At 65.7% G+C, this 14,106-nt stretch carries 4 protein-coding genes; 3 read left to right on the top strand and 1 reads right to left on the bottom strand.

What is annotated here, in order from left to right; translation table 11 throughout:
• Positions 1–121: 121 nt before the first annotated feature.
• Complete coding sequence (locus AC10QF_RS01750) at positions 122–514, bottom strand: barstar family protein (RefSeq protein WP_494541632.1); 393 nt, start codon at positions 512–514, stop codon at positions 122–124.
• A 422-nt stretch (positions 515–936) separates the two neighbouring features.
• Between AC10QF_RS01750 and AC10QF_RS01745 the strand changes: the two genes are divergently transcribed.
• From AC10QF_RS01745 to AC10QF_RS01735, 3 genes are read left to right on the top strand one after another with little or no spacing between them, the layout of a single operon-like run.
• Complete coding sequence (locus tag AC10QF_RS01745) at positions 937–2,625, top strand: ShlB/FhaC/HecB family hemolysin secretion/activation protein (protein ID WP_494541631.1); 1,689 nt, start codon at positions 937–939, stop codon at positions 2,623–2,625.
• 21 nt (positions 2,626–2,646) lie between these two features.
• Positions 2,647–13,821 (top strand): hemagglutinin repeat-containing protein, encoded by an 11,175-nt coding sequence (locus AC10QF_RS01740; protein WP_494541630.1) that lies wholly within the window; start codon positions 2,647–2,649, stop codon positions 13,819–13,821.
• Positions 13,818–14,036, top strand: coding sequence for a hypothetical protein (locus tag AC10QF_RS01735; RefSeq protein ID WP_134970741.1), 219 nt, complete (start codon positions 13,818–13,820; stop codon positions 14,034–14,036). Before AC10QF_RS01740 ends, AC10QF_RS01735 begins: the two co-directional genes overlap by 4 nt.
• Positions 14,037–14,106: the final 70 nt, after the last annotated feature.

Genomic DNA, 14,106 nt, shown 5'->3' with positions numbered 1-14,106 from the left:
TCTGGGCATCCGGCCGCGCCGGAGGGCGGCCGCAGCGGAGCGGGTACAGGGCCGTCAATGGTAACTGCTGGGGCGCAGGGCTGCCGCCACCGGTGGCAGGCCGGTACGGCACGTAAAGGAGTCAGGCCGGGACCAGCGTGATCTGCCGGTGGCTGGTGAAAATCTCCATGACGATCTCGAAGTAGGTCGGGCCTTCGCCCCGTTGCAGGGCCTGCAGCTGGTGGGCAATGGCCTGCGTGTTGAAGCCGCCCGGTGTGTCCAGCTTTGCCTGCAGCCATTGGCGGGTGGTCTCCATGCCCAGGGCCGTGCGGCTGTGGGCAATATCGCGCCAGATCAGCGTGGCCTGCGCCTGGCCGGCCAACGCGCCATAACTGCCATGCAGCAGGTCGTCCAGCGCATCCAGGCTTCGCCCGAGCTGCCACGCCTCGCCAGCCATGAACACGCGGTTGATCTCCGCGTACAGGCTGGCGATGTCATCGATGGCGGCGCCTTCAATCTGTAGGACGATGGTCATGCGCCGACTGTAGCGTGACCCGCGCGCAGGGCGTGTGCGGCTGAACGGATTCGCTTTGCGGGCGTGGGCCGTGCACCGCATACTTCGCGGCTGCACTTCGCTGCACGGCTGTCGTGCAGCCGCATGCGCCGCTTTGCAGGCACGAGGCGAACGCTCGTTCCGCAACCTGCCAGCGCTTTGCCGCGAGCCTTTGCACAGGGCTGACGCGCGCCCTCCGGAAATTCATCCTTCAGAAACTCCCGCGCCGGCCGATGTGTACTCCGGCATTGCGCCTGTCGCGCGATGCCGTGGCTGTCCATGGTGGCGCAGCCTCGGTTCACGTTCCTGCAGCACCGCGGCTGGCAGGACGATTTCGAATGGAACGTAGCGTGGAAACAGGGAAGAAGCACCCGGGGCCGAGGCTCCATCGTGGTTGGTCGTTGATGCTCGCCGTTGCCGCATGGCCGGCGACCGCCCAGCAGGCCGGTGATCCCGCCGCGCAGGAACTGCTGCGGCAGCAGGAGCGCGAACGCGTGCTGCGCGAGCAGCAGGAACAACGCCCCGACGTCCGCCTGGAGCGGGACGCGCAGAAGGAGGGCGACCGCCTGCCGGCGCGGGAGCACCCGTGCGTACGCATCGATCGCATCGTGCTGGAAGGCGAAGACAGCCAGCGCTTCGGCTGGGCACTGGCGGCGGCCGACCCGACGGACGATCCGGCCACTGGCCGTTGCCTGGGAACCGAAGGCATCAACGTGGTGATGAAGCGTGTGCAGAACGCGATCATCGCCCGTGGCTATGTCACCACGCGCGTGCTGTCGGCACCGCAGGACCTCAACCAGGGCACGCTGGCGTTGTCGGTGGTGCCGGGCCGGTTCCGCGAGGCCGTGTTCTCCGATCCGCAGGGACGGCATCCGGCCCTCGCCAATGCACTGCCGATCCGCAGCGGCGGCCTGCTCAACCTGCGTGACATCGAGCAGGGCCTGGAGAACCTGCAGCGCGTGCCCACCGTCAGTGCCGACATCAAGATCGCGCCGGCCGACGGCGAGGGCGCGGTGCCGGGCCAGAGCGACCTGCAGATCGACTGGACGCAGCGTTCACCGGTACGCGCCAGCGTCACCCTGGACGATGCCGGCAGCCGCGGCACCGGCAAGCTGCAGGCCAACGCGACGCTGTCGCTGGACAACCCGCTGGGCCTGAACGAGCTGTTCTACATCAGTGCCGGCCGTGGCGTGTTCAACGGCCGCGGCAAGGACACCGACAGCTGGACCGCGCACTACGACGTGCCCTACGGCTACTGGCTGTTCGGTGCTACTGCCAGCGCCTACGACTACAGCCAGAACGTGGTCGGTGCCTTTGAACGCTACGAGTACAGTGGCCGCAGCCGCAACGCCGAAGCGCGGGTGGACCGGCTGCTGCTGCGCAATGCCAAGATCAAGTTCAGTGCCTACGCACGCGGCTGGCAGCGCGAGTCGAAGAACTACATCGACGATACCGAGATCGAAGTGCAGCGCCGCCGCACCGCTGGCTGGGAACTGGGCCTGACCCACAAGCAGTTCATCGGCACTGCCACGCTCGATGCCAGCGTGGCCTACCGGCGTGGCACGGGCGCCTTCCACGCACTGCGTTCGCCGGAAGAGATGGCGCAGTTGTGGGACCCGACGTTGCCGCTGGAAGGCACCTCGCGGATGAAGCTGATCACCGCCGACGCGCAGTTCAGCGTGCCGTTCCAGCTGGGCAAGCAGCGCCTGCGCTACACCGCCGCATGGCGGGCGCAGTGGAACCGCACGCCACTCTCGCCGCAGGATCGCTTCGCCATCGGTGGCCGCTATACCGTGCGCGGTTTCGACGGTGAAAGCTCGCTCAGCGGCGAGCGTGGCTGGTCGCTGCGCAACGATCTTTCGCTCGGTATCGGTGGCGGCCAGGAGTTCTACGTGGCTGCCGACTACGGCCGCATCGGCGGCCCATCCGCGCAGTGGCAGTCCGGCCATGACCTGGCCGGCATGGCACTGGGCCTGCGCGGCGGCTGGCAGCAGCTTTCCTGGGATGGCTTCGTGGGTTCGGCGCTGCGCAAACCCGCCCATTTCCCCACCGACTACACCACATTCGGCTTCAGCCTGGCCTGGCGCTACTGATCTGCCACAAGGACACGTGACATGAACACTATCTATCGTCTGGTTTTCAACCGCGCGCTGCGCGTCTGGCAGGTGGCTTCGGAGCTGGTGAAGGGCGGCGGTGGCCTGGTCGGCCATGTGCCGGGCCGGCAGAGCGCTGCGCTGTCGCCGCTGGGCTTCGCACTGATGTGCTCACTGGGCTGGGTCAGCCTGGGAACGCCTGCGCTGGCGCAGTCCGATGCGCGCATCATTTCCGATCCAAATGCGCCGGGCCGTGAACGGCCGACGATGGTGACCGCACCCAATGGCGTGCCGATGGTGAACATCACCACGCCGTCGGCGGCGGGTGTGTCGCGCAACCGCTATTCGCAGTTCGATGTGGGCCGCGATGGCGTCATCCTCAACAACGCCCGCGGCCAGGTGCAGACGCAGCTGGGCGGCTGGGTGCAGGGCAACCCGTGGCTCGCCACCGGCAGTGCACGGGTGATCCTCAATGAAGTGAATGGTCCGGCCAGCCGGCTCAACGGCTATGTGGAAGTGGCCGGGCAGCGCGCCGAGGTGATCATTGCCAACCCGGCCGGCATCCAGGTCAATGGCGGCGGTTTCCTCAATGCCAGCCGGGTGACCCTGACCACCGGCACGCCGATGTTCACGGGTGCAGGCGCACTTGAGGGCTACCGCGTCACAGGGGGCGCGATCCAGATCGATGGCGATGGCCTGGACACCAGCCGCGCCGACTACACCGACCTGATCACCCGTTCGTTGCAGGTCAACGCCGGCATCTGGGCCAATCAGTTGCAGGCGACGCTGGGCAACAACGTGGTCAGTGCCGACCACAGCCAGGCCAGTGCGACCGCAGCCAGCGGCGGGGCGCCGGCCTTCGCGCTGGACGTTGGTGCGCTGGGCGGCATGTTCGCCAACAAGATCTGGCTGGTCGGCAACGAGCACGGCGTGGGCGTGCGCAATGCCGGCAGCATTGGCGCACAGGCCGGCGAGCTGGTGGTGACGGTGGATGGCCGGCTGGAAAACACCGGTGCCCTGCAGTCGCTGCAGAACGTGCGCGTGCAGGCGCGCGGTGATCTTGCAAATGCCGGCACCATCGCCGCCACGCGCGAGGTTGCGATCGACACCGGCGGCACGCTGGACAACAGCGGCGGCAAGCTCAACGCACAGCGCCTGCGGGTCGAGGCGCAGGGCCTGCGCAACCATGGCGGCACCATTGAACAGACTGGTGTGCAGGCGCTGGCGCTCAAGGCCGACGCAGCCAGCAACCGTAGCAATGGCCTGTTGGGTGCACTGGATGCCGTAGCGTCAGGTGGTAACGGGAGCAGCGTTGGCAGCGGCACGTCGCCCGGCAATGGCGGTGGAACACCCGGAACCGGCACGCCGGGAACGCCGGGAACCGGAGGCGGCAATGGCGGCTCGGCGGGCACGCCGACGTCGCCGGAGCTGCCCCTGGCCGAGGGCCTGATCGCCATCGCCGGTACGCTGGACAACGACGGCGGCAGCATCAGCAACGGCGGCACGGTGTCACTGGCCGCACGCAACGGTCTCGACAACAGCGGCGGTCGCCTGGGCGTGAGCGCGCTGCAGGCCGGGGGGGAGCTGCGCAATGACGGCGGTATGCTGCAGGTGCATGGCGATGCCGCGTTGCAGGTGGGCCTGTTGTCGAACCAGAAGGGTGCGCTGAGCGTGGCCGGCGACCTGTCGCTGGATGCGCAGGCGCTCGACAACCGCGGTGGTGAACTGCGCCACGCCGGCAAGGCGGCATCGTCGTGGACGGTGCAGGGCCTGTTCAACAACGACGGTGGCCTGCTGGCCACCAATGCCACGCAGCTGGCCTTGCGCGCGGGCCAGGTCGGCAATGCCGGTGGCCGCATCGAACACGCCGGCGAGGGTGGCCTGCAGCTGGGTACCGGCGACTGGGCCGGCGCCGGTGGGCGTCTGAGTACCCTGGGACGCCTGCAATGGTCGGCAGGCAACGCCGATCTGCGCAACGGTTCGCTCAGTGCGGCGGCGTTCGACATCCTCGCCGCGACGCTGGACAACCGCGGCGGCAGCCTGCTGTCGCTCGGTACCGGGGCCAGTTCGGTGAAGGCCACGACGCTGGACAACAGTGCCCGCGGCACGTTGGCCGGCAACGGCGATCTGGCACTGGTCGCGACCACGCTGGACAACAGCAACGGCCTGGTTCAGCAGGCTGGCACCGGCACCCTGAGCGTGCAGGCCGATACGTTGCGTGGCAGCGAAGGGCGCCTGCTCAGCAACGGCGCGCTGGTTCTGTCCGGCGGGGACTTGGACGTGAGTGGTGGTACGACATCGGCGCAGAGTGTGCAGATCCACGCCGGGGCACTGCGCAACCGCCAGGGCCAGATCGTCTCGCAGGGTGTCTCGGCGCTGGCGCTGGACGTGCGCGATGCGCTCGACAATCAGGGCGGCCAGATCGTCGGCAACGGCGGCCTGCGCATCGCCGCCGGTCGCATCGACAACCAGAAGGGCACGCTGCAGTCGGCCGGCACGCAGGGTGTGGCGCTGACGGTGCGCGACACGCTGGATAACAGCGGCGGCGGCATTTCCGGCAATGGCCAGGTGCAGCTGCAGGTTGGCAGCCTGCTCAACCAGGGCGGCAAGGTGCTGGCCGCAGGCAGCGCTGCATTGCAGGTGCAGGTCCGCGAGCTGTTGGACAACAGCAACGGTGGCCGATTGGCCGGTACTGGCGATCTGCGATTGCAGGCGGCAAGGCTGGACAACCGGAGTGGGGCGATCGAACACGCGGGCAGCGGCACCTTGCAGATCCGGGCCGAGAGCCTGCAGGGCGCGGCGGGCCGGATCCTCAGCCAGTCGTCGCTGACGCTGGAAGGGGGCGAGCTGGTGCTCGGCGCCGGCAGCATTACCCAGGCCGAGCGCATCGCCATCGATGCGCAGCACCTGGACAATGCCGGCGGCAACCTCAGCGCGACCGGCAGCGACACGCTGCGGTTGCACGTGGCGCAGCGCGTGGACAACAGTGGCGGCACGATCGCCGGCAACGGCGCGCTGGATGTTCAGGCCGGTGAACTGATCAACCGCAAGGGCACCCTCAGCGGTGCCGGAACGGCTGACAGCACGCTGCAGATCGTCGCTGCGCTGGACAACCACGAAGGCACGATCGCCAGCAATGCCAACCGCTTGGTGATCAGCAGCGCACGGCTGGACAACAGTGGCGGCAGCATCCGCCAGGCCGGCAACCAGGGCCTGGACATCACTACCGGCCGCCTGGACGGCAGCAAGGGCACGCTGGTCTCCTCGGCCACGCTGACCCTGCGTGCTGGCGACGTGGATCATCGTGACGCGACGCTGGGCGCCGATCGCCTCGACCTTGAGGCCACTACGCTCGACAACGCCGGTGGCCGCATCATCGCCAGCGGCGAAGGCGCCAGTCGCATCAAGGCCAGGACGCTGGGCAATGCCGGTGGCACGCTGGCCAGCAATGGCGACCTGGCCCTGCTGGCACAGGCGCTGGACAACCGTGCAGGCAGGATCCAGCACGCGGGGAGCGGCCAGCTGCAGGTCTCGGCGAAGACCCTGCTGGGCAACGGCGGCAGCGTGCTCAGCAATGGCAGCTTCGCGCTGGATGGCGCGAACCTCGATCTGACCGCGGCAACCACCTCGGCGCGCCGCGTCGACATCACCGCCGATACCCTGACCACCGCCGGTGGCACGCTCACCGCAACCGGTGAAGACGCGCTGCGCCTGCGCGTACAGGGTGTGCTGGACAATCGCGGTGGATCGCTGGCCAGCAATGGCGCGCTGGCTGTCACCGCGCAGCAGCTGATCAATGCACAGGGCACGCTGCAGGGTGCAGGCGCGGGTCACTCCACGCTGGTGATCGGCCAGGCGCTGGACAACCAGAAGGGCCGCATCCTTCTCGGCGGTGCCGGCACGGTCACCGCGGCCAGCCTCGGCAACCAGGGCGGCACCGTGCATGCGGGCGGCAGCGCGCTGGTGCTGGGCGTTGACGGTCGTCTCGACAATGGCGAGCAGGGCCTGCTGTCCAGCACCGGTACGATGACTGTGGATGCCGACAGCCTCGACAACCGCCGCGGCACCCTGGTCGCTGGCAAGGACCTGAGCGCGACCACGGCGGCAGGCGTAGACAACAGCGATGGCGCGATGCAGGCCGGCGAACGGCTGCAGTTGCAGGGCAACGGCCTGCTCAACCAGCGCGGCGCGCTGCTGGGCGGCCAGCTGGACATCGATACCCGCGGCCAGCGGCTGGACAACCGCGCCGGCACGCTGGGCACGCAGAAGGGCGACCTGATCGTTCGCAGTGGCGCGATGGACAACCAGGGCGGTCGCGTGCAGTCGGCGGCCGACCTGGCCATCAACACGGCCGGGCAGGACATCGACAACCGCGCCACCGCCGGCAGCGGTGGATTGCTGGCGGCCGGGAAGCTGCAGCTGGATGGTGGCGTGCTGGACAACCGTGGCGGCGCAGTCAATGCACAAGGCGATGCGCGCTTGCTGCTGGCCCGCGTCGACAACAGTTCCGGTGGAACACTTGCCAGCGCCGCGAAACTGTCGCTGCAGGCGGGGAGCCTGGCCAATGCCAGTGGTCGCGTGCAGGCCGGGCGCAACCTCGACCTGACCCTGGACGGGCACCTGGACAACGCCGACGGCGCGATCGCTGCCGGCCAGCTGTTGACCCTCACGGCCGCCAGCGTGGACAACCGCAACACCCGTGGCGGCGACGGCACGCGTGGCTTGCAGGCGGGCCAGCTGCAGTTCGGTGCACAGTGGCTGGACAACAGCCAGGGCCAGGTCGTCACTGATGGCGGTGCGCGGCTGCAGATCAACGGCCAGCTGCAGAACACCGGCGGCGTGATCAGCACCGGCGGCAACCTGGACAGCCAGGCGGACACCGTCGCCAACAGTGGTGGCCTGCTGCGCGCCGATGGCAGCCAGACGCTGGTGGCACGTGCGCTCAGCGAAGGCGGCCAGGTGCACGCGCAGCGTGACCTCGGCCTCACCCTGCAGCAGAGCATGAGCCATCGTGGCGAATGGATCGCCAACGGCACGCTGTCGTTGAACCTGTCCGGCGACCTCGACAACCAGGGTGTCGTGCGCGGTGGCAACCTCGACCTCAACGCCCAGAACATCACCAACGCGGCCTCGGGTGAGATCTCCAGCCAGGGCACGACCCACCTCAATGCCCGTGGCCAGCTGACCAACCGCGGCCTGATCGATGGCGCGCTGACCCACCTGGAGGCCGGCGAAATCGACAATCTCGGCACCGGGCGCATCTACGGTGATCGCGTGGCGATCTCCACCGGCGTGCTGAAGAACCGCGCCGAAGAGGCCGGTGGTGCCACCCGCGTCGGCACCGTGGCCGCACGCGAGCGCCTGGACCTGGGCGTGCGCGAGCTGCAGAACACCGGCAAGGGCCTGATCTACAGCGGCGGTGATGCTGCCATCGGCGGCACGCTGAGTGCCGACCGGATCGCCAGCGGCATTGCAGGCCGGATCGACAACATCAGCTCGGTCATCGATGTGACCGGCAACCTGTCCATCGATGCGCAGGAGGTCAACAACATCCGCGAGAACGTGGCGATCGCCCCGACCCTGGTCAAAACCATCGACACTACCGTCAACATGATGGTGGCGGCGTGGCAGAAGAACTCGAAGAACACCGCAGGCACGGTCAGCGATACCAGCAATTACAAGGCCTGGGAGTTCTACTACATCGCGCCGGAAGACGTGCTGCAGGACGAGCCCTATATCGCGCCGGACGGCACTCGCCTGGGCAAGGCGGTGGTCCGCCTGACCGCGAACACCTCGCGCTTCTTCTTCGGCTCTGGTGGATTGGGCTATGACGTGCGCGGCGAGCGCTGGCGCATGGATCCGGTCACGGGTACCGTCACGATCTACTACGTGAGCAAGGGTGCCGCCGCCAATCCGGACCAGGTGCCGGGCGGCGATCCGTTCGACGTACTCAAGTCGAAGGAGAAGTTCACCTACCAGAACGACCGCCTGACGTTCTCCAGCGCCTACGGTACCTGCAGCACTACCTGCATCCAGTTCATCACCCCGGCGTCGTTGAGCAATCCCGATGCGACCATTGTCGGCCGCCGCCAGCACACGCAGGAACACGGCCTCAATGAAGAAAAGCGCGTTGCTCACCACGTGGCCCATGAGGACCAGCTGCAGCCCGGTGCCGGTGCCGATGCGGTGATCCGTTCCGGCGGCAACATGCGCCTGTCGGTGGACGAGCTGAACAACCGCTACGCGCAGATTGCTGCGGGCGGCAATCTGCAGATCGTCGGTCACGGCGCCGACAGCCGCGTCAGCAACGTCGGCCTCGAATTGTTCCGCACGCACACCTTCAACAACACCTCCATTGCCTACGACGGCACCCGAACGCAATGGACCGCAGAGTCCATCTCCGAAAAGATCGGCCAGCTGGGCGGCCAGATTACCGCCAACGGCACGTTGAGCATCGACGTCGGTGACCTGAGCAACCTCAACCAGGGGCGAAACGCGCCGAACGTGCAGAACGGTTCGGCGATGGCCAACCTCAACGTGCAGGGTCCCAAAGCGCTGCCGGATGGGCCGGGCCACGGCGGTGCGCAGGGGCCGGGCCAGTCCACCGGCACCGGTGCCGAACGCGCGCTGGCGCAGGCGGCCGATGCCGCCGGTACCCAGCAGGGCGGCAGCGTCGGCGGCGTGAGCGGCAACACCGGTACGTCCGGGCCGCGCGTGGTCGCAGCCAGTGGAGGATCGCCGGATCGCATCGCGATGGGTGCACCGGACACGCGCGCGCCGAGCGCCAGCCTGTTCAACGTCAATCCCAACGGTGGCCACTACCTGGTCGAGACCGATCCGCGCTTTACCGACCACAAGACCTGGCTGAGCTCGGACCACCTGCTGGGCCAGATGGGCTACTCGCCCGATACCGTGCAGAAGCGGCTGGGTGATGGCTACTACGAGCAGAAGCTGGTGCGCGAGCAGATCGGCCAGCTGACCGGTCGCCGCTTCCTGGACGGCTACGCCAGTGACGAGGCGCAGTACCGCGCGCTGCTGGAGGCCGGTGCCACGGTGGCCAGCGAATGGGGCCTTCGCCCCGGTGTGGCGCTGACCGAAGCGCAGATGGCACAGCTGACCAGCGACATCGTCTGGCTGGTCGAGCAGACCGTCACCCTGGCCGATGGCAGCACCACCACCGCGCTGGTGCCGCAGGTCTACCTGCGCCTGCGCCCGGGAGACCTCGACGGCAACGGTGCACTGCTGGCCGGTGCCAATGTCGATATCAAACTGGGCAATGGCCTGGTCAACTCCGGCAACATCGCCGGGCGCAAGCTGGTGACCATCGATGCCGGCAACATCGAGCATCTGGGCGGCAGCATTTCCGGCCAGTACGTCGGGCTGTCGTCGGACAAGGACATCCGTGTTGTCGGTGCCGCCGTGACGGCCACCGATGCGCTGTCGGTCAAGGCCGCGGGCAATGTCACGGTGGTCTCCACGGTGGAGACACAGCAGGGCGGTGGCACCTACCAGTACGAGACCAACCGCATTGATCGGGTTGCTGGTCTGTATGTGACCAACCCCAGTGGCGACGGCATGCTGTCGGTGGTGGCTGGCGGTGACATCAGCCTGCAGGCCGCACAGATCCGCAACGCCGCCGCCGACGGCCTGACCCAGCTGGCCGCAGGCGGCACTCTGGATGTTGGCGCGATTGCGCTGGAGGAGCGCCGCGACGCCACCTTCGATGAACGCAACCACCAGCGCAGCAGCAAGACGACACACGCTGCCTCGTCGGTGCAGGGCGCTGGCGACGTGGTGCTGGCCGCTGGCAAGGACATCAACCTTGCTGCAGCGCAGATCAATGCTGGTGGTGGCCTGGCATTGCAGGCCGGTGGGGACATCAACAGCCAGGCGCTGGTGGACAGTGAGAGCCGGGATTTTGCCAGCGCAGGCAAGCGCAGTTCGCTGCAGGTCAGCCAGCGTGATGAGACGGTGCGCGGCAGCCAGTTGTCTGCTGACGGCGGAATCGCACTCAGTGCAGGCCGCGATGTGAACCTGGTAGCCGCAGAGGTACGAAGCGACCAGGACGCGATCAGTATTGGTGCCGGCCGTGATGTGAATCTGACATCCGCGCAGGAAGAGCACACCTGGGAGCAAGACACCCAGCGCAAGAGGCGTGGGCTAACGTCCACTACGCGTACCGCAACGCACGATGCAACCCAAGACATCTTGGCCGTTGGCACGGTTTTGTCGGCTGAGCGGATCAGCATCGGCGCAGGTCGTGACATCACAGCCGAGGGCGCCAAGATTGCGTCCACTGGCGATGTAGTGATAGCTGCCAAAGGCAATCTCAGTATTGTTGCTGCGGAGTCCAGTCATTCCGAACAGCACAGTAGCGATCGCAAGAAGTCCGGGCTACTTGGGGGGATGAATGGCAGCTTCGGGGTTACCTTCGGCAGCCGAAGCAGCGGCAACAGCAGTTCCCTGACCGAGACGATCGCGGAAGGAAGCATCGTCGGCAGCGCGCTGGGCAGCGTGACGCTGACTGCGGGCGAAACGCTGCACATCGGGGGCTCCGATGTGCTCTCCAGGAACGGAATGACGTTGCTTGGCAAGAATGTGCGTATCGATTCAGCAGAACAGCACTCGGAGTACAACGACAGGAACTACTTCAGGCAGTCCGGTCTGAATGTTGCCGTGGGCGGTGCGACCGTTGATACCATTCAAAGTGCACGCGCCGTGTATGCCTTCGCCAAGCGCGCAGACGAGGTCGAGGACGATCGCCTCAAGGCGTTCTATGCGTACAAGGCGGCGCAGGGTGCAATCGCGGTGGCCCAGGCTGCGGGGCAGCAGTCGGGCGATGGCGGTGGCGGCGCCGGATTGAACGTCCGGGTGACCGCAGGAACCCAGCGATCCCAGTCGGAAACGACGATGGAGCAGACGACCCATCGTGGCAGCACATTGCACAGTGATGGCGATGTGGTGATCGCAGCCACCGGCGGTGATCTGACCGTGGTGGGCAGTAACGTGTCGGGTCGCAACGTAGATCTTGCGGCGGCCAAGGATCTGATGATCCGAAGCAGCGAGGATCGCTATGCCCAGGACAGCAGAAACCAGTCCCAGGGTGGAGAGATCGGTGTTGCGATCAGTGGAAGCAGCGGCGGCGGTGCAGCGATCGGTGTCTATGTTGGCGCCAATGCCGCGCGTGGCAAGGCCGACGGGAACGGCACCGTCCACAACGAAAGCATCATCAAGGCCGGGGATCGCCTTACGTTTGCGAGTGGTGGAGACACGACTTTGCAGGGCGCACAGCTGGTTGCCAACCAGGTTATCGGTCAGGTGGCGGGCAATCTGACGGTGCGCACAGAGCAGGACACGGATAGATACAAGAGCCAGCAGCTTGCGGCGAAAGGTGAAGCCACGATTGGCTATGGCTTCGAGGGTAGTGCCAGCGGCAGTGCCGCCATGATCGACAGTGACTACCGTAGCGTCCGAGAGCAGACGGGAATCGCCGCCGGCGACGGGGGCTTCCAGTTGCAGGTGGGGGGCAACACGCATCTGGTCGGGGCCGTCATCGCAAGCACCGCGGATCCCTCGAAGAATCTGCTGTCGACGGGCAGCTTGACGGTTGAGGATCTCAAGAACCGGGCGGAGTTCCTTTCCGCCTCGATCAGTGGCGGTACCAGTGGCGGCGGGAGCCCTTCAGACGGGTTCAACTTCAACCCCTCGGTGATGCCGGGCCTGCCAACGGGTGACAGCAAGAGCTCCACCACGCGAAGCGGCGTGGCCGACGGCACGATCGACATTCGAAATGGAGACAACAGCACGCTGGCAGGCCTGCAGCGCGGCGTAACTGGTTTGGACAACGCCAATGGATTTGCGCCCATCTTCGACGAGAAGAAGGTTCAGGAGCGGCAGGAACTCACGCAGATCCTGGGGGAGATCGGTTTCAAGGCCGTTGGCAATCTGGCCTCCAAGAAGAGTGCCCAGGCCAAGGTGGATCTGGAAGTTGCGCGCGCCAATGGTGATGCCGAGGCCGAGGCCGACGCGCTGCGGCGGATCAGCGAGTGGGGTGAAAGCGGGCGCAACAAGGTCTTGCTGCATGGCCTGACAGGCGCTGCCGTTGCGGCATTGAGTGGCGGCGATATTGGCGGCGCCGCTGCGGGTGCCACCGGTGCCGCGCTGGCCAAGGAGGCGATGACACGCTTCCTTACCGGTCAGGGCATGGATCCGCGGAGCGGTGAGTTCAACAGTCTGATCGAACTCGCCAGTGCTGCGCTGGGCGGAGTCGTGGGTGGTAGTGATGGTGCGGGCACGGCGCTGCTGGGAGATCAGTTCAACCGTCAGATGCACTGGGATCAGTACCTGGAAGCTCTGGATGTCTGCAAGGCCAATCCTGCTGTGCGAGGCTGTTCCACGATTCTTGAGATGTCGGACAACACCAAGGCCGTTGTTATTTCCGACAGCAGTGATGAGGTTGCCTATAAAGTCATAGCGAATCAGAACAAGGAGACAGGCGAGACTGTCAGCTTCACGCTGACGGAGTCAGACGGAACTCCTCGACTCATCATGCAGAAGGATGAGTACAACGATTTCGTTGTATCTGGACTGCCTCCGCCGCTTTGGGGCATGGCACCTGGCTACGCTCTGGATTTGGGGTCCTACTTTACGCACGGATTAAGGGGGCAGGCCGGTCAGGCGTTTGGCGATCTTTCCAATATATTCACCAGTGGTGAGTATTGGCGGGATATGGCACTCGCGCTGATCACAAGTGCTGCGGGTGCAAAGGGGGGAGCCTTGGTAAAGGGTGGGAAAGCACCACCTGCATCAGTCGCCTCGTCTGGCGAAGTCGCGGTGTCTCGTGGCGGATTGGCGTACCTTGATGAACCGCCATTCAATCCTGTTGGGTCGGTCGGTTCTGCACAAGTTTGGTCATCAAAAGCCAGAATAAAATATGTCGAATTGCCGACTCAGGGTAGAATAAGGTACGTTCCTCCGTCGGGATACTCTGCATCAAATCCGCTTCCCCGTGGCCCCAATAATGGATATCTGGATAGATTTGGTAATGAATGGACAAAAGGTCCGTCGCGCACTCAGGGGCAGGCTTTCGAGTGGGATGTGCAATTGTCCAGAACTGGAAAGGCGCAGTTGGGCTGGGCGACACGCGACGGGTCGCATCTTAATATTTCGCTTGATGGACGGATTACGCACAAATGAATGAAGCTATTGATTTCTATATGGAGGTTGAGGTCGTTGAGCCCCGGTCTGTATACGTTGGTCGACGTGGTGGTGTGCTGGGGATAAGTCGGGAGGAAGATGGCGTCGTCAAGGGCTATGCAGTGATGCTGCATGGGATGGATACATCTGTCTTCTTTGAGTCGGGTGACGTGGTTGCGACAGGTGTCAGGTTTGATCGATCGCATTATTATTGATAATAATTTGGATGTGATTTTAAAACTTCAATTCTGGATTGATTGTTGTCGGGCAAATTTTCGGTGCGAT

The sequence above is a fragment of the Stenotrophomonas maltophilia complex sp. Om-AH-Sm3 genome, from assembly GCF_059337855.1.
Note: the sequence above shows the minus strand (reverse complement) of the source record. Positions and strands in the feature narration are given on the sequence as shown.

Coding starts and splice junctions, on each gene's coding strand:
- AC10QF_RS01750 (WP_494541632.1), bottom strand. CDS start 514: ATGACCATCGTCCTACAGATTGAAGGCGCCGCCATCGATGACATCGCC.
- AC10QF_RS01745 (WP_494541631.1), top strand. CDS start 937: ATGCTCGCCGTTGCCGCATGGCCGGCGACCGCCCAGCAGGCCGGTGAT.
- AC10QF_RS01740 (WP_494541630.1), top strand. CDS start 2,647: ATGAACACTATCTATCGTCTGGTTTTCAACCGCGCGCTGCGCGTCTGG.
- AC10QF_RS01735 (WP_134970741.1), top strand. CDS start 13,818: ATGAATGAAGCTATTGATTTCTATATGGAGGTTGAGGTCGTTGAGCCC.